The 15,677-nt window shown below is 67.8% G+C and carries 15 protein-coding genes; 9 read left to right on the top strand and 6 right to left on the bottom strand.

What is annotated here, in order from left to right:
• Positions 1–75: 75 nt before the first annotated feature.
• The 3 genes from ASD34_RS24100 to ASD34_RS24090 are packed head-to-tail and all read left to right on the top strand — an operon-like array spanning position 76 to position 2,631.
• Positions 76–849 (top strand): GntR family transcriptional regulator, encoded by a 774-nt coding sequence (locus tag ASD34_RS24100; RefSeq protein WP_056583181.1) that lies wholly within the window; start codon positions 76–78, stop codon positions 847–849.
• 5 nt (positions 850–854) lie between these two features.
• Positions 855–1,838, top strand: coding sequence for a quinone oxidoreductase family protein (locus ASD34_RS24095; RefSeq protein WP_056583477.1), 984 nt, complete (start codon positions 855–857; stop codon positions 1,836–1,838).
• Positions 1,839–1,851: 13 nt separating this feature from the next.
• Positions 1,852–2,631: a glutathione S-transferase family protein gene (locus ASD34_RS24090; RefSeq protein WP_056583178.1), complete on the top strand. Its 780-nt coding sequence runs from the start codon at positions 1,852–1,854 to the stop codon at positions 2,629–2,631.
• On the opposite strand, the gene arfB is transcribed toward ASD34_RS24090, so the two are convergent.
• From arfB to ASD34_RS24070, 4 genes are all read right to left on the bottom strand, one after another.
• On the bottom strand, positions 2,600–3,013 hold the full coding sequence (gene arfB, locus ASD34_RS24085; protein WP_056583176.1) for an alternative ribosome rescue aminoacyl-tRNA hydrolase ArfB: 414 nt from the start codon (positions 3,011–3,013) through the stop codon (positions 2,600–2,602). The two genes, ASD34_RS24090 and arfB, sit on opposite strands and share 32 nt — an antisense overlap.
• Before the next feature lie 109 nt (positions 3,014–3,122).
• Positions 3,123–4,307, bottom strand: coding sequence for an acetyl-CoA C-acyltransferase family protein (locus tag ASD34_RS24080; RefSeq protein WP_056583174.1), 1,185 nt, complete (start codon positions 4,305–4,307; stop codon positions 3,123–3,125).
• Between the two features lie 42 nt (positions 4,308–4,349).
• Positions 4,350–5,141: an enoyl-CoA hydratase/isomerase family protein gene (locus tag ASD34_RS24075; protein ID WP_056583172.1), complete on the bottom strand. Its 792-nt coding sequence runs from the start codon at positions 5,139–5,141 to the stop codon at positions 4,350–4,352.
• Positions 5,138–5,800 (bottom strand): TetR/AcrR family transcriptional regulator, encoded by a 663-nt coding sequence (locus ASD34_RS24070; protein ID WP_056583170.1) that lies wholly within the window; start codon positions 5,798–5,800, stop codon positions 5,138–5,140. The genes ASD34_RS24075 and ASD34_RS24070 overlap by 4 nt, the downstream gene beginning before the upstream one ends.
• 168 nt (positions 5,801–5,968) lie before the next feature.
• Here ASD34_RS24070 and ASD34_RS24065 point away from each other — a divergent pair, with 168 nt between their 5' ends.
• Genes ASD34_RS24065 through ASD34_RS24040 form a run of 6 tightly spaced genes read left to right on the top strand, consistent with a single transcriptional unit; the run spans position 5,969 to position 12,588 of the window.
• Complete coding sequence (locus tag ASD34_RS24065; protein ID WP_056583168.1) at positions 5,969–6,808, top strand: ABC transporter ATP-binding protein; 840 nt, start codon at positions 5,969–5,971, stop codon at positions 6,806–6,808.
• Positions 6,808–7,686 carry a branched-chain amino acid ABC transporter permease gene (locus tag ASD34_RS24060; RefSeq protein ID WP_056583166.1) on the top strand — a complete coding sequence of 293 codons (879 nt, stop codon included), beginning with the start codon at positions 6,808–6,810 and terminating at the stop codon, positions 7,684–7,686. The genes ASD34_RS24065 and ASD34_RS24060 overlap by 1 nt, the downstream gene beginning before the upstream one ends.
• 2 nt (positions 7,687–7,688) lie before the next feature.
• Positions 7,689–8,726, top strand: a complete 1,038-nt coding sequence (locus ASD34_RS24055; protein ID WP_056583163.1) for a branched-chain amino acid ABC transporter permease — start codon at positions 7,689–7,691, stop codon at positions 8,724–8,726.
• Between the two features lie 15 nt (positions 8,727–8,741).
• Positions 8,742–9,929 carry an ABC transporter substrate-binding protein gene (locus ASD34_RS24050; RefSeq protein WP_056583160.1) on the top strand — a complete coding sequence of 396 codons (1,188 nt, stop codon included), beginning with the start codon at positions 8,742–8,744 and terminating at the stop codon, positions 9,927–9,929.
• Between the two features lie 8 nt (positions 9,930–9,937).
• On the top strand, positions 9,938–10,768 hold the full coding sequence (locus tag ASD34_RS24045; RefSeq protein WP_056583158.1) for an ABC transporter ATP-binding protein: 831 nt from the start codon (positions 9,938–9,940) through the stop codon (positions 10,766–10,768).
• Positions 10,765–12,588, top strand: a complete 1,824-nt coding sequence (locus tag ASD34_RS24040; RefSeq protein ID WP_056583156.1) for an AMP-dependent synthetase/ligase — start codon at positions 10,765–10,767, stop codon at positions 12,586–12,588. Before ASD34_RS24045 ends, ASD34_RS24040 begins: the two co-directional genes overlap by 4 nt.
• A gap of 15 nt (positions 12,589–12,603) precedes the next feature.
• Here ASD34_RS24040 and ASD34_RS24035 read toward each other — a convergent pair whose 3' ends face one another.
• Both ASD34_RS24035 and clpB read right to left on the bottom strand, forming a co-directional pair.
• Positions 12,604–12,945 (bottom strand): hypothetical protein, encoded by a 342-nt coding sequence (locus ASD34_RS24035; RefSeq protein ID WP_235510229.1) that lies wholly within the window; start codon positions 12,943–12,945, stop codon positions 12,604–12,606.
• Positions 12,946–12,954: 9 nt separating this feature from the next.
• Entirely contained in the window at positions 12,955–15,576 is a 2,622-nt protein-coding gene (gene clpB / locus ASD34_RS24030; protein WP_056583152.1) for an ATP-dependent chaperone ClpB, read from the bottom strand.
• Positions 15,577–15,677 lie beyond the last annotated feature (101 nt).

Raw genomic sequence — 15,677 nt, 5'->3', positions numbered from 1 at the left:
TCGTTTCTACGTATTTTTATAAACCACATCCGTGCACGATGATGTTTAGAATCCAGCGCATCGGAGACGCCTTTCATGCCCCCATCGACACGCATCAATCTCAGTGACAAGATCCGCGCCGCCCTCGAGGCGGAAATCACTTCGGGCCAGCTGACGGCCGGCTCGCGCATCGACGAGCAGGCGCTCATGGACCGCTTCGAGGTGTCGCGCACACCGGCGCGCGAGGCGCTGCTGCAGCTCATGTCGGCCGGCCTCGTGACCACGGTGCCGCGCCAGGGCGCGGTGGTGTCCAGCCTGTCGGTGCCCGAGTACGTGGCCATGCTCGAAATCCTCATGGAACTCGAAGGCCTGGCCGCCCGCCTCGCCGCGCGCCGCATGCCGGTGGTGCAGCGCAAGCAGCTCGCACAGGCCGACCAGGACTGCCGCGACGCCGCCGCCAGGGACGACGCCGAGCTCTACGGCAAGGCCAACCGCAACTTCCACGAGATCATTTACGACGGCAGCCTCAACGAAGTGCTGGCCCGCCAGCTGCGTGCCATGCGCCTGCGCATGCGCCATCCGCAGCGCACGCTGTTCGACCGGCCGGGGCGCATCCGCAACTCGCTGGTCGAGCACAAGCTGGTGCTCGACGCCATCCTCAACGGCGACGAAGACGCCGCCTACCGCGCGATGACGGGCCACATCTCCAGCGGCGGCAACGTGTATGCCGACGCCATTGCCAGCATGCCGCACGGCGTGCCGGTGGCATCGCCCGTTGCCACGCCCGAGGTCGCAGCCGATGCGCTGGCCGTGACCCAGCGCGCCGCCACCAAGCGCAAGCCGGTCAGCAAGCCGGTCAGCGAGGCATGACCGCCATGCGCAGCGCAGCCATCCACATCCGCGCCCACGGCGGCCCCGAGGTGCTCGAGCCCGTCGAGGTCGAGGTCGGCGAGCCCGGGCCCGGCGAGATCCGCATCCGCCAGAGCGCCATCGGCCTGAACTTCGCGGACATCTACCAGCGCCGCGGCGCGCACGGCCCGTACACGCCCACGCCGTTCCCGGTGACGCTCGGCGCGCAGGGTGCGGGCGTGATCGATGCCGTGGGGCCAGAGGTCGACGGCGCATTGCGCGTGGGCCAATCGGTGGCGTACTTCCACCCCGGCGCCTACCAGGCCGTGCGCAACATCCCCGCGCACCGGGCCATGCCATTGCCGGCGGGCGTGTCCGAGGAAGTCGCGGGTGCCACGTTGCTGCGCGGGCTCACGGCCGAGTACCTGCTGCGGCGCCTGTACCCCGTGAAGCCCGGCGACGCGGTGCTGGTGCATGCGGCCGCCGGCGGCATGGGCGTGATCCTCTCGCAGTGGGCGCGTGCGCTCGGCGCGACCGTGATCGGCACCGTCGGCTCCGAGGCCAAGATGGCCATCGCGCGCGCGCACGGCTGCCACCACGTCATCGACTACCGCCGCGAGGACTTCGTGGCGCGCACGCTCGAATGCACTGGCGGCGTGGGCGTGTCGGTGGTCTACGACGCGGTCGGCAAGGACGTCTTCCTGCCCTCGCTCGATTGCTTGAAGCCGCTGGGCATGGCGGTCAACTACGGCACCGCATCGGGCGATGTCGAGGCCTTCGACCTGCAGCGGCTGCATGCGAAATCGCTCAGCGTGTCGCGGCCCACGCTGCGCACCTTCATCGCGGACCCGGCCGACCTGCGGCGCGGCGCGGCGGCGCTGTTCGACGTGGTGCTCGGCGGCCAGGTGAAGCTCGAGGTGGGCCACCGCTACGCGCTCGCCGACGTGCGCCGCGCGCACGAGGAACTCGAAGGCCGCACCACCACCGGGGCGGCGGTGCTGATTCCCTGAAAGGCGCTCCCCCATGAAGCTGTACCACGGCTGGCTTTCCAGCGCGTCGCGCCGCGTGCGCCTGTGCCTGGCCGAAAAAGGCGTGCCCTGCGAAAGCATTCCGATCGACATGGGCAAGCAGGAGCACCACTCGCCCGCCTACCTGGCGATGAACCCGAACGGCGTCGTGCCGGCGCTGCGGCTGGACAACGGCGAATCGCTCTACGAGAGCTCGACCATCTGCGAGTACCTCGACGACCTGCATCCGCAGCCGCCGCTGCGCCCCGCCGACCCGTACGAGCGCGCCGTGATGCGCAACTTCGTGCGCTGGACCGACGAGAAATCGCTGCCCAATCTGCTGATCCTGAACTGGAGCATCGCGCTGCAACCGGGTGCGAGCCAGTGGAGCGACGCGCAGCTGCAGGAGCGCCTGGCGCGCGTGCCCACGCCCGAGCGGCGCGAGGCCTGGAACCGCATTGCGCGGCAGCCCTACACCGACGAAGAAAAAGCCGCCGCGCTCGAGAATCTGCTGGCCCTGCTCGGCAAGATGGAAGCGATGCTCGCGCCAAGCGGCGACTGGCTGGTCGGAGGTGCCTATTCGCTGGCCGACATCGCGGCGGCGCCCTTCGTGGCACGCATCGCGGAGCTGGCGCCGGATGCGCTGTCGAACGCGCGCTGCCCGCGCACGGCCGATTGGTGGGCGCGCATTCAGCAGCGCCCTGCCTTCGCGCTCGCGCGCTTCGATCGATTCGATGTCGCGCTGCGCCAGCGCCAGGCCGAAGTCAGTCCCGCACCGGCCCGCGCAGATTCTTGATCTGCGAACGCTGGCTCTTGCCTTCGAGCCGGCGCTGCTTCGAACCGTAGGTGGGCTTGGTGGCGCGCCGCACGCGCGGCGGCGTGGCCACGCCGTCGATCACCGCCTGCAACCGCGCGAGCGCGTCAGCGCGGTTCATCTCCTGCGTGCGGTGCTGCTGCGCCTTGAGCACGAACACGCCTTCCTGTGTGATGCGGCTGTCGCGCAGGGCGAGCAGCCGTTCCTTCACGTCGGCGGGCAGCGAGCTGGCATGGATGTCGTAGCGCAGGTGCACCGCGCTCGACACCTTGTTGACGTTCTGCCCGCCCGCCCCCTGCGCGCGGATGGCGCTGATCTCGACCTCGTCGGGGTCGATGGCAACAGGCGGTGAACGAAGACTCATCCGGCCATTCTCCAGGAACACCGCGGAACCGGCTCTGCCGGGCCGCTGGTGTTGCCCCCGGGAGGGGGTTGGCGAAGCGACACGCAGTGCGCGAAGCCTGGGCGCGAGCTCAGACCCTTTCGAAGACGGCGGCAATGCCTTGGCCGCCACCGATGCACATCGTGACGAGTGCATAGCGGCCGCCCGTGCGGTGCAGCTCGGCGATCGCCTTCGTCGTGATGATCGCGCCGGTCGCACCCACCGGATGGCCCAGCGAAATGCCCGAGCCGTTCGGGTTCACCTTGGCCGGGTCGAAGCCCAGTTCCTTGATGACCGCGCAGGCCTGCGCCGCGAACGCTTCGTTCGACTCGATCACATCGAAGTCGCTGACCTTCAGCCCCGTGCGCTCCAGCACCTTGCGCGTGGCCGGCACCGGGCCGATGCCCATGTATGCGGGTTCGACGCCAGCGTGCGCGTAGCCGACGAGACGCGCGAGCGGCTTCAGGCCCAGTGCCTTCACGCGGCCACCTTCGGCCAGCACCACGGCGGCTGCGCCGTCGTTGATGCCCGAGGCATTGCCGGCGGTGACGAGGCCGTCCTTCTTGAATGCGGGCTTCATCTTCGAGAGCGTGTCGACGGTGGTGTCGGCGCGCACGTGCTCGTCGGTGTCGAACAGCACGACGCCCTTGCGCGTCTTCACCTCGACCGGGACGATCTGTTCCTTGAAGCGGCCCGCGGCAATGGCGGCGGCGGCGCGCTGCTGACTCGTCACGGCCAGTTCGTCCATCTGCTCGCGCGTGATGCCGTAGCGCGCAGCCACGTTCTCGGCCGTGATGCCCATGTGGATCTTCTCCCACGGGTCGTGCAGGATGCCCAGCATGTAGTCGACCAGCACCGCGTCGCCCATGCGTGCGCCGTAGCGGGCCGAGGTGTCGAAGTACGGGCCGCGGCTCATCGATTCGGAACCGCCGCCGATCGCGATGTCGCAGTCGCCCAGCGCGATGGCCTGCGCCGCCGACACGATGGCCTGCAGGCCCGAGCCGCACAGGCGGTTCACGTTGAAGGCCGGCGTCTCGATCGGGCAGCCCGCGTCGATGGCGGCAACGCGGCTCAGGTACGCGTCCTTCACGTCGGTGGGGATCACGTTGCCCATGACCACATGGCCGATGGCGTCGGCGGCCACGCCGCTGCGCTCGATGGCGGCCTTGACGGCGGTGGTGGCCAGTTGCGTGTTGGGCACGTCCTTGAGCGCGCCGCCGAAGGTGCCGATGGCGGTGCGGGCGGTGCCGACCACGAAGATGTCGCGTGAAGTCATGGGATGGATCTCCTGGATTGAAAAAGCGAAAAGATGAATGCTTCAGCGGCCGGTGAAGGCCGCAGGCTTCTTGCCGAAGAAGGCATCGAGGCCGATACGGAAGTCGTCGGTGGCCGCGCAGGTCTGGAACGCGGCCGACTCGGCATCGAGCTGGCTGCGCAGGTCGCGGTCGACCGAGCCGCGCATCAGGCGGCGCAGGTTGCCCAGCGCCACGGTCGGCCCCTTGGCCAGCCGCTGCGCGAGCGCCATGGCCTCGGATTCGAGCTCGGCCGCGGGCACCACGCGGTTGATGAGGCCCATGCGTTCGGCCGCGGCGGTGTCGTAGGTGTCACCGAGCATCGCGATCTCCAGCGCGCGGCGCATGCCGACCAGGCGCGGCAGCGCCCACGACGCCCCCACGTCGCAGCTCGTGCCGATGTTCACGTAGGCGAGGTTGAAGCGCGTGCCTTCGGCCGCGAGCACGAAGTCGGCCTGCAGCATCAGGCTCAGGCCGGCGCCGGCCGCCACGCCGTGCACCTGCGCGACCAGCGGCGCGTCCATGCCGTCGAGCACGGTCAGCGCCTCATGCAGCGGGCCGATGAGGTCGGCCGCGCCCTGCTTCGGATCGGCGCTCAGCACGCCGAGGTCGCCGCCGGCCATGAAGCCCTTGCCCGCGCCGCTCAGCAGCACGGCGCGCACGGTCTTGTCGGCCGCCAGCGCGCGCGCGGCTTCGAGGAAGGCGTTGGCCATCGGCACGTCGATGGCATTGAGCGCCGCCGGGCGGTTGAAGCGCAGCGTGGCCACCGCGCCTTCGCGGCCCACCAGCAGTGGGGAAGAGGAAGTGTCTTGGGTCATGTCGTGACTTTCGTGGGGGCGCGCTGCTGCACGCCATTGAGCAGCAATTCAATGGCCTGGTCGGCGATCTGGTCGGGCGTGAGGTCGCCGTCGGGGCGGTACCAGCGGCCGATCCAGCTCAACGCACCGGCCAGCATGAAGGCCGCCATCTTGGCGTCGCAGGGCGCGAGCGCGCCTTCGGCCACGCCCTCCTCGATCAGGCGGCGGAAATGCCCGTCGATGCCGGCCTTGAGGCGGCGCAGTTCCTTCTTGAGCGGGTCGGGCAGCGGGTCTTCGCCGATGCGGATCACGCACATGCCGAAATCCTGCGTGACCACGCCCGAATAGATGCGCATGCAGGCCTTGAGCTGGTCGATGGCGCTGCCGCCCGCGGCGCGCACCTCGCCGATGCCGGTCTGCATGAGGTCCAGCGCCATCTTCACGCACTCGAGCAGGATCTGGTCCTTGTTCTCGATGTAGTAGTACAGCGTGGGCTTGCTCACGTTGAGCCGCTCGGCAATGTCGTCGAGCGAGGTCGCATGGAAGCCGCGCTCGTTGAAGAGCTGCGCGGCCGTGCGCAATACGGCCATGCGCTTGACCTCGCGCTGCTGCGCGCGGCGGTCGGCGGGCGCCCATGGAGAGGCTGGCGCTGGAGCAGGAACGGCGGAGGAACGGGGCATGGGGTTTGTGCGGGCGGGGAAAGTCCCGATGCCGCGACCTGCGGCGAACACGGACATTACCGGCCAGTAGAAATTTTACGGGCCAGTAGCATTTTGCTGCTGAACACAAACCCTGACCTTGCAGCGCGCACCTTGGCCATGCCTGACGAGACCCGACGGGAACCCTCCATGCCCGCACCTTCCGCCACGGCCACGGTGCTGCAGGCCGAGGCGTTGACGCTGGCTTTCGGCGGGGTGAAGGCGCTGACGAACGTGGGCTTCAGCGTGGCCACGGGTTCCATCACCGCGGTGATCGGTCCCAACGGCGCGGGCAAAACCTCGCTGTTCAACACCATCTCGGGCTTCTACAAGCCCTCGCAGGGCCGCGTGCTGTTCGAGGGCGCGGACATCACGCGCCTGCCCGCCCCCAAACGCGCCGCGCTCGGCCTGGCGCGCAGCTTCCAGAACATCGCGCTGTTCCGCGGCATGACGGTGCTGGACAACATCAAGCTCGGGCGCCACGCGCACCTGAAGAGCAACGTGTTCGACGCCCTCTTCTACCTGGGCCGCGCGCGCCGCGAAGAGGCCGAACTGCGCCGCGACGTCGAGGAACGCATCATCGATTTCCTCGAGATCGACCACATCCGCCACGCCTCGGTGGCCGCCCTGCCCTACGGCCTGCAGAAGCGCGTCGAAATGGCGCGCGCGCTGGCCATGCAGCCCAAGGTGCTGATGCTCGACGAGCCCGTGGCCGGCATGAACCGCGAAGAGACCGAAGACATGGCGCGCTTCATCCTCGACGTGCGGCGCGAATGGGGCATCACGGTGCTGATGGTCGAGCACGACATGGGCATGGTGATGGACCTGTCGGACCATGTGGTGGTGCTCAATTTCGGCCAGGTCATCGCGCAGGGCACGCCGGCGCAGGTGCAGGCCGACCCGGAAGTGATTCGCGCGTACCTGGGCGCGGGCGACGTGGGCGAGCTGCGTCGGCGGCTGCGCGGTGAAGCTGCCGTGGGAGCCGCCTGATGGATTGGGCCTACCTCTTCGAGATCGCGCTCACCGGCATCGCCGGCGGCGGCCTGTATGCGTTGGCGGCGCTGGCCTTCGTGCTGGTCTACAAGGCGACGCGCGTGGTCAACATCGCCATCGGCGAGATGCTGATGGTCGGCGCCTACCTGTTCTTCACCTTCGCCGCGAGCTTCTCGCTGCCGATCTGGATGGCGGTGCTGGGCTCGGTGATCGGCACCGGCCTGCTGGGCGCGGTGATCGAGCGCACCATGATCCGCCCGCTGCTGGGCGAGCCGCCGATCTCGGTGTTCATGGTGACGGTGGGGCTGGCGTCGATCCTCGTCGGGCTGGTCGAGATCATCTGGACCGCCGACCAGCGCCGCTTGCCCGAGTTCCTGCCCAACACGCCCGTGATGGTCGGCGAGGCCTTCCTGGCGCCGAAGATCGCCTATGGCGCATTGATCGCCGTGGTGCTGATCGGGCTCGTGCTGCTGCTGTTCCGCTTCTGGCGCGGCGGCGTGGCGCTGCGGGCCACTGCGTCGGACCAGGCGGCGGCGTACTCGATGGGCATCCATGTGCCGCGCGTGTTCTCGCTGGCCTGGGTGGCCTCGTCCATGATCGCGGCGGTGGCCGGCATCATCGTCGGCGCCATCGGCGGCATCTCGTCGTCGATGGGCGTGTTCGGGCTGTCGGTGCTGGTGGTGGTGATCGTCGGCGGGCTCGACAGCGTGCTCGGTGCTCTGGTGGGCGGCGTGCTCATCGGCCTGATCGAAGCACTGGCCGGCTCCTATCTCGGTGGCGAATACAAGCTGCTCGCCACCTTCATCGTGCTGGTGTTCGTGCTGATGGTGCGGCCGTACGGGCTCTTCGGCACGCACGAGATCGAGAGACTCTAGCCATGCGCATCGGCACCCTCAAGCAAAGCTACATCGCCGACGCGGCGCTGTTCGATTCGCGCACGCAGAAGGTGTGGCTCGCGATCGGCGCAGCGCTGCTCGTGCTGTTCCCGTTCATGGCCAGCGACTACTGGCTGTACCTCGCGTGCCTCGTCGCCATCAACGTCGCGAGCGCCACGGGACTGAACATCCTCACGGGCTACACCGGCCTCGTGAGCCTGGGCCAGGCCGCGTTCATGGGCCTGGGTGCGTACACCGTCGCGATCATGCAGACGCGGCTGGGCACGCCCTTCCTGCTCAACATCCTCGCGGGCGGCGTGGTCGCGATGCTCGGCGGATTGATCGTCGGCATACCCTCGCTGCGCGTGAAGGGCCTGTACCTCGCCATCGCGACCATCGCGGCCTCGTTCATCGCGCACTTCCTGTTCGCCAACCTCAAGCTCACCGGCGGCACCACCGGCATCTCGCTGCCACCCGCGCAGTTCTTCGGCCTGCCGCTGGACACGTCCTTCCGCCTCTACTGGGTGATCGTGCCGGTGATGGTGCTCATGGTGCTCGGCGCGGCCAACCTGTTCCGCACGCGCGTGGGACGCGCCTTCATCGCCATTCGCGACCGCGACATCTCGGCCGAGGTGCTGGGCATTCCGCTCCTGCGCTACAAGCTGCTGTCGTTCGGGCTCTCGTCGTTCTACGCGGGCGTGGCGGGTGGGCTGTGGGCCTACTTCTTCCGCGTGGTCACGCCCGAGAGCTTTCCGCTCCTGATGTCGATCTTCTTCCTGGCCGCCATCATCGTCGGCGGCATGGGGACCATCCTGGGCGGCATTTTCGGCGCCGTGTTCATGACCATGGTGCCCGAGCTGCTCAAGCTGGTGGTCGACCTGCTGCCGGGCGGCGTCGAGATGACCGTGTTCCTCTCGCCGGTGCGCACCGTCGTCTTCGGCCTGCTGATCGTCGGATTTCTGGTGTTCGAGCCGCACGGGCTCGCAGAAGTGTGGCGGCGCATACGCCGCTTTTTCCATCTATGGCCGTTTCGTAACTAGAACCAGGAGACACACATGCCCAAGACAACGAAGAAGCTTTCCCCCCAGCGCCGCGCCCTGCTGATCGCCGCGGGCCTGGCCGCCGCCGTGCCGTTCGCGGCGAACGCGCAAGCCAACGAGGACATCGTCATCGGCGGCTCGATCCCGATGACCGGCGTGTTCGCCTTCGCGGGCGTGGGCATCAACGCCGGCATTGCCGACTACGTGAAGATCGTCAACGACGCAGGCGGCATCAAGGGCCGCAAGCTGCGCTACGTGCCGGAAGACACGGGCTACAAGGTCGACGTGTCGGTGGCGGCCTTCAAGAAGATCACGAGCCAGAACAAGGTCAACCTCTACTACGGCGACTCCACCGGTTTCTCCAAGACCATCAATCCCGAGCTCGACCGCAGCGGCCAGATCCTGATGGCCGGCGCCTCGTTTGCGACCGAGCTCAACGACCCGGCCAAGTACCCGAACCAGTTCCTGGTCGGCCCCGACTACACCGAGCAGATCGGCATTCTTCTGCGCCACATCGCCAAGGAGAAGCCGGGCGCGAAGGTGGCCTTCGTGTACTCCGACTCCGAGTTCGGCCGCGACCCCATCGAGGCCAGCGAAGCCGCTGCCAAGAAGCTGGGCCTGAGCGTGCCCGTGAAGCTCATGACACCCGCGGGCAGCGTGGACGTGTCGACCGAGGTCATCAAGCTGCGCCGCGCGGCGCCCGACTACACGATCTTCCACGGCTACATCCTCGCGCCCATTCCCGAGTTCGTGCAGCAGGGCAAGCAGATGGGCATGACCAGCAAGTGGATGGGCACCTTCTGGACCATGGACAGCTCCACCGTCATGAAGATGGGCGAAGGCGGCGACGGCTTCATGGGCGTCATGCCCTACCGCTACTACTACGACACCTCGGCCAAGGCACCGATGCTCGACAAGATCCGCGCGCTGCGCCCCGAGTACCAGAGCACGGCGTACACGCAGGGTTTCCTCACGGCGATGCTGTTCACCGAGGCCGCCAAACGCACGCTCGACGCCGGCAAGCCGCTGGACGGCAAGAACCTGAAGGCCGCGCTCAACACCATCAAGGACTTCGACACGGGCGGCCTCATCGGCACGCCGATCACCATCAAGGGCAACTCCATTCCCGTGGGCCGCGTCTACAAGGCCGACATGAAGGCGCAGAAGATGGTGCCGGCGTCGGACTGGATCGCACTGAACTGATCGACACGATGGACGCGCGCGCGGCACCGCCTGACCTCGTCCTGGAGGTCAACAACATCGAGGTGGTCTACAACAAGGTCGTGCAGGTCTTGCGCGGCCTGTCGCTGACCGTGCCGCGCGGGCAGATCGTGGCACTGCTGGGCAGCAACGGCGCGGGCAAGTCGACCACGCTGAAGGCGGTGTCGGGCCTGCTCGCGCTGGAAGACGGCGAGGTCGAGGCCGGGCGCATCGTGTTCGACGGCGCGCCCACCGAACGGCTCGCGCCGCAGCAACTCGTGCGGCGCGGCCTGAGCCATGTGATGGAGGGCCGCCGCGTGTTCGAAGACCTCACGGTCGAAGAGAACCTCGTCGCCGCCACGTACGCGCTCACGGGCCGCGACGGCGCCACGCCGTCGCGCAACTTCGACGATGTCTACGCCTACTTTCCGCGCCTGCACGAGCGCCGCAAGGGCCTGGCGGGCTATCTCTCGGGCGGCGAACAGCAGATGCTCGCCATCGGACGCGCGCTGGTGGCGCAGCCGCAGCTCATCCTGCTCGACGAGCCTTCGCTGGGCCTGTCGCCGAAGCTGGTGGAAGACATCTTCACGATCATCGCGCGCATCAACGCGGAGCGCGGCACCTCGATGCTGCTGGTCGAACAGAACGCCAGCGTGGCCCTGGCCATCGCCCACACGGGCTACATCATGGAAAGCGGCAAGGTAGTGATCGACGGCAGCGCCGAACGGCTCGCGGCCGACCCCGACGTGCGTGAGTTCTACCTCGGCGTGGGCGGCAGCGGCGAATCGCGCAGCTTCCGCGAGCTGAAGCACTACAAGCGCCGCAAGCGCTGGCTGTCATGACGACGAACCTGCTCCCTTCGCTCACGCTGCCGCAGATGCTGCGCGAGCAGGCGCGCCTGCAACCGCAGCGCATCGCGATCCGCCAGAAGGACTTCGGCATCTGGCATCCGCTGGACTGGGCCGGCTACCTGCAGCGCGCCAGCCGCTTCGGCCTGGGCCTGCACGCGATGGGCCTCGCGCCCGGCGGGCACCTGGGCGTGATCTCCGAGAACCGCGTCGAGTGGCTGCTCGCGCAGATGGGCGCGGGGCTCATCGGCGCCGTGACCGTGGGTGTGTACCCCACCAGCCCGAGCAACGAGGTCGCCTACGTGGTCGGCCATGCCGACATCGAAGTGATCGTCTGCGAGGACCAGGAGCAGACCGACAAGGTGCTCGACGCGCTCGACCAGCTGCCGCGCCTGCGCAAGATCGTCGTGATCGAGACCAAGGGCCTCGCGAGCTACCCGCCTGAGGTGCGCGAGCGCATCGCGACCTTCGCGGAGGTCGAGCAGGCCGGTGCCCAAGCAATGGCAAGCGACGGCACCGTGCTCATCGACGCCGCGCTGCAGCGCCAGTCGCTGGCCGACATCGGCTTGATGATCTACACCTCGGGCTCCACGGGCAAGCCCAAGGGCGCGATGATTTCGTACCGCAACATTCGCGGCGTCGTGCCCGGCATCGTCGAACGGCTCGGGCTCGACGGCGACACCACGCACCTGTCGTACCTGCCGCTGTGCCACGTGGCCGAGCAGATGCTCACGGCCTTCGTGCCGCTGTACCTGGGCTCGCAAGTCAACTTCGGCGAATCGATCCGCACCGTGCAGGAAGACCTGCGCGAAGTCGCGCCCACCATGTTCCTTGGCGTGCCGCGCATCTGGGAGAAGCTGCACGCGGGCATCAGCATCAAGATGCAGGAAACCGGGCGGCTGCAGCGCGCGCTGTTCCGCAAGGCCATCGAGGCCTGCGCGCCGCTGGCCGAGAAGCCGCGCAGCGCCTGGACGCTGGCCGAGCGCGGCCGCTTCGCCCTCGCCTACTGGACCGTGCTGCGCGCGCTGCAGAACTTCATCGGCCTGCGTCGCGCGCGCATCGCGCTCACGGGCGCGGCGCCGATCCCGGCAGACGTGGTGCGCTTCTTTCGCACGCTGGGCGTGCCGCTGGTCGAGGTGTATGGCCTCACCGAATCGACCGGCATGGTCTCTGGCCACCGCGCCGACGCCGTGACCATCGGCACCGTCGGCCCGCCCACGCTGGGCACCGAGCACCGCGTGGGCGAAGCCGGCGAGCTGCTGGTGCGCGGCGACATGGTGTTCGAGGGTTACTACAAGAACCCCGAGGCCACCGCCTCATCGATCCGCGATGGCTGGCTGCACACGGGCGACGTGGTGCGCGAGGAAGCCGGTGGCCAGCTGCGCATCGTCGACCGGCTGAAAGACATCATGATCACCGCCGGCGGCAAGAACCTCACCCCCTCGGAGATCGAGAACACCATGAAGGGCAGCCCCTTCATCAAGGAATGCATCGTGGTGGCGGACGGCCGCAAGTTCGTCGGCGCGCTGCTGCAGATCGACTACGAAACGGTCGGCAAATGGGCCGAGGCGCAGCGCCTGCCCTTCACGCATTTCCGCTCGCTGGTGGAAGAACCCAAGGTGCGCGCGCTGATCGAGGCCGAAGTGGCGCGCGGCAACGGGAAGCTGGCGCAGGTGTCGCAGATCAGACGTTTTCATCTGCTCACCAAAGAGTTGGACCATGACGACGGTGAAGTCACCGCCACCATGAAGGTGCGGCGCTCCAGCATCTACAAGGCCTACGCCAACGAGATCGAGGCGCTGTACAGCGCCTGATCGGGAAGAAAAGGCTCAGTCGCCGCGCACGGGCCGGGCCCGCACGTCGGTCACATCGTCGGCGGGACCCAGCACGACCGGGCTGCGCACCGATTCGCCGCGCGCACGGGCGCTGACCACGTCAGCCGCCGTGGGCTCGGCCGGCTGCTGTGCCGCATGGCGAAATCGGTCGAAGCCCGAGCGGGGGTTGAAACGCCCACCCATCGAAGCGGTCCAGGGCGTCACGGGCTTGCCCGTGACACGCCCCCAGGCGTAGCGCACACCCCACACCGCGGCCAGCAGCAGGGCCGCCACGGCCAGACTGGCCGCAAAGACCAGCCCCAGAAGCAGAAGAATGACGCGAAGAATAAAGTTCATCATCCGACTTTAGGCCGAAGCCGCCGCCGTTGGTTCCCCGCCCTTGCGGAACGAGAACTGGCCCGGCGACTGGATCGGGTCGGTTTCGACCTCGATCGTGTCCTTCGGCCCGAAGCTGCCGTCCAGCAGCAGCTTCGAGAGCGGGTTCTCGATGCGCTGCTGAATGGCACGCTTCAGCGGTCGCGCCCCGAACACAGGGTCGAAGCCGACCTTGGCGATTTCGGCCAGCGCCGCAGGCGACACCTCCAGGCCCAGGTCCATCTTCGCCAGGCGCGCCTTCAGCACCTTGAGCTGGATCGCGGCGATCGATTCGATGTTCTTCGCGTCGAGCGCGTGGAACACGACCGTCTCGTCGATGCGGTTCAGGAACTCGGGGCGGAAGTAGTTCTTCAGCTCGTCCCACACCGCTTCCTTGATGTCCTCGCTGGGCTGACCCACCATCGACTGGATGATCGGCGAGCCGATGTTGCTGGTCATCACGATCACGGTGTTCTTGAAGTCCACGGTGCGGCCCTGGCCGTCCGTGAGGCGGCCATCGTCGAGCACCTGCAGCAGCACGTTGAACACGTCGGGGTGGGCCTTCTCGACCTCGTCGAGCAGCACCACGCTGTAGGGCTTGCGGCGCACGGCTTCCGTGAGATAGCCGCCCTCTTCATAGCCCACGTAGCCCGGCGGCGCGCCGATGAGACGCGCGACCGAATGCTTCTCCATGAACTCGCTCATGTCGATGCGGATCAGGTGGTCTTCGCTGTCGAACAGGAAGCCCGCGAGCGCCTTGCACAGCTCGGTCTTGCCCACGCCCGTGGGGCCGAGGAACAGGAACGAACCCGTGGGGCGGTTCGGGTCGGAGAGACCCGAGCGCGAGCGGCGGATCGCGTTGGCGACCGCACCGATGGCCTCGTCCTGGCCAACCACGCGCTCGTGCAGCTTGTCTTCCATGACGAGCAGCTTGTCGCGCTCACCCTGCATGAGCTTGGCGACCGGGATGCCGGTGGCGCGCGCCACGACCTCGGCGATTTCTTCCGAACCGACCTGCGTGCGCAGCAGCGTGGGCGCGCTGGACTTGCCCTTGCTCGCCTCGCTCTCTTCGGCTTCCTTCAGGCGCTTCTCGAGCGCCGGCAGCTGGCCGTATTGGAGCTCCGCGACCTTGTTGAAATCGCCCTTGCGCTTCCACTCTTCGATCTGGAACTTGATCTTGTCGATGTCTTCGCGCACGTGCGCGCTGCCCTGGGCCTGGGCCTTCTCGGCCTGCCAGATCTCGTCGTAGTCGGCGATTTCCTTCTGCAGCTTGGTGATCTCGTCCTCGATGAGGCCGAAGCGCTTCTGCGAGGCTTCGTCCTTTTCGCGGCGCACGGCTTCGCGCTCGATCTGCAGCTGGATCAGGCGGCGGTCCAGGCGGTCCATGACCTCGGGCTTGGAGTCCATCTCGATCTTGATCTTGGCCGCGGCCTCGTCGATCAGGTCGATGGCCTTGTCGGGCAGGAAGCGGTCGGTGATGTAGCGGTCGCTCAGCTCGGCCGCGGCGACGATGGCCGGGTCGGTGATCTGCACGCCGTGGTGCACCTCGTACTTCTCCTGCAAGCCGCGCAGGATGGCGATGGTGGCTTCGACGCTGGGCTCGCCCACGATGATCTTCTGGAAGCGGCGCTCCAGCGCGGCGTCCTTCTCGATGTACTTGCGGTACTCGTCCAGCGTGGTGGCGCCCACGCAGTGCAGCTCGCCGCGCGCGAGCGCGGGCTTGAGCATGTTGCCGGCGTCCATCGCGCCTTCGGCCTTGCCGGCGCCGACCATGGTGTGCAGCTCGTCGATGAAGACGATGGTCTGGCCTTCGTCCTTCGCGAGTTCGTTCAGAACAGTCTTCAGCCGCTCCTCGAACTCGCCGCGGAACTTGGCACCAGCCAGCAGCGCGGCCATGTCGAGCGACAGCACGCGCTTGCCCTTGAGCGACTCGGGCACTTCGCCCGCGACGATGCGCTGCGCCAGGCCTTCGACGATGGCGGTCTTGCCCACGCCGGGTTCGCCGATGAGCACGGGGTTGTTCTTGGTGCGGCGTTGCAGCACCTGGATGGCGCGGCGGATTTCCTCGTCGCGGCCGATGACCGGGTCGAGCTTGCCCAAGCGGGCGCGCTCGGTGAGGTCCATGGTGTATTTCTTGAGCGCTTCGCGCTGGCCTTCGGCATCGGCGCTGTTCACGCCCTGCCCGCCGCGCACGGCGTCGATGGCCGATTCGAGCGACTTGCGGCTCAGGCCGTTCTCCTTGGCGAGCTTGCCGATGTCGGCCTTGCTGTCGGCCACGGCGAGCAGGAAGAGTTCGCCCGCAATGAACTGGTCGTTGCGCTTGATGGCTTCCTTCTCGGTCGCCTGCAGCAGCTTGCCCAGCTCGGGACCGACCTGCACGATGTCGTGGCCCTGCACCTGGGGCAGTTTCTTGATGGCGCCTTCGGCCGCCTGCAGCAGCCCGGGCACGTTGACGCCGGCACGCTCCAGCAGGGCGCGCGGGCCGTCGTCCTGGCGCAGCATCGCGACCAGCAGGTGGGCCGGTTCGATGTAGGCGTTGTCGTTGCCGAGCGCCAACGTCTGCGCGTCGCTCAGCGCTTCCTGGAATTTGGTGGTGAGTTTGTCTTGTCGCATGGTGGTATTCCTGCATCCAAAATAGGGCTGTTCGGGCACGATTCAAGGTTGCGAACCGGATTTGCACCCTGGGCACGGGTATTGCACCGGGCCCCGCACCT

Source organism: Variovorax sp. Root473 (assembly GCF_001426505.1).
GTDB lineage: Bacteria > Pseudomonadota > Gammaproteobacteria > Burkholderiales > Burkholderiaceae_C > Variovorax.
This window is presented reverse-complemented; position numbering and strand designations above follow the sequence as displayed.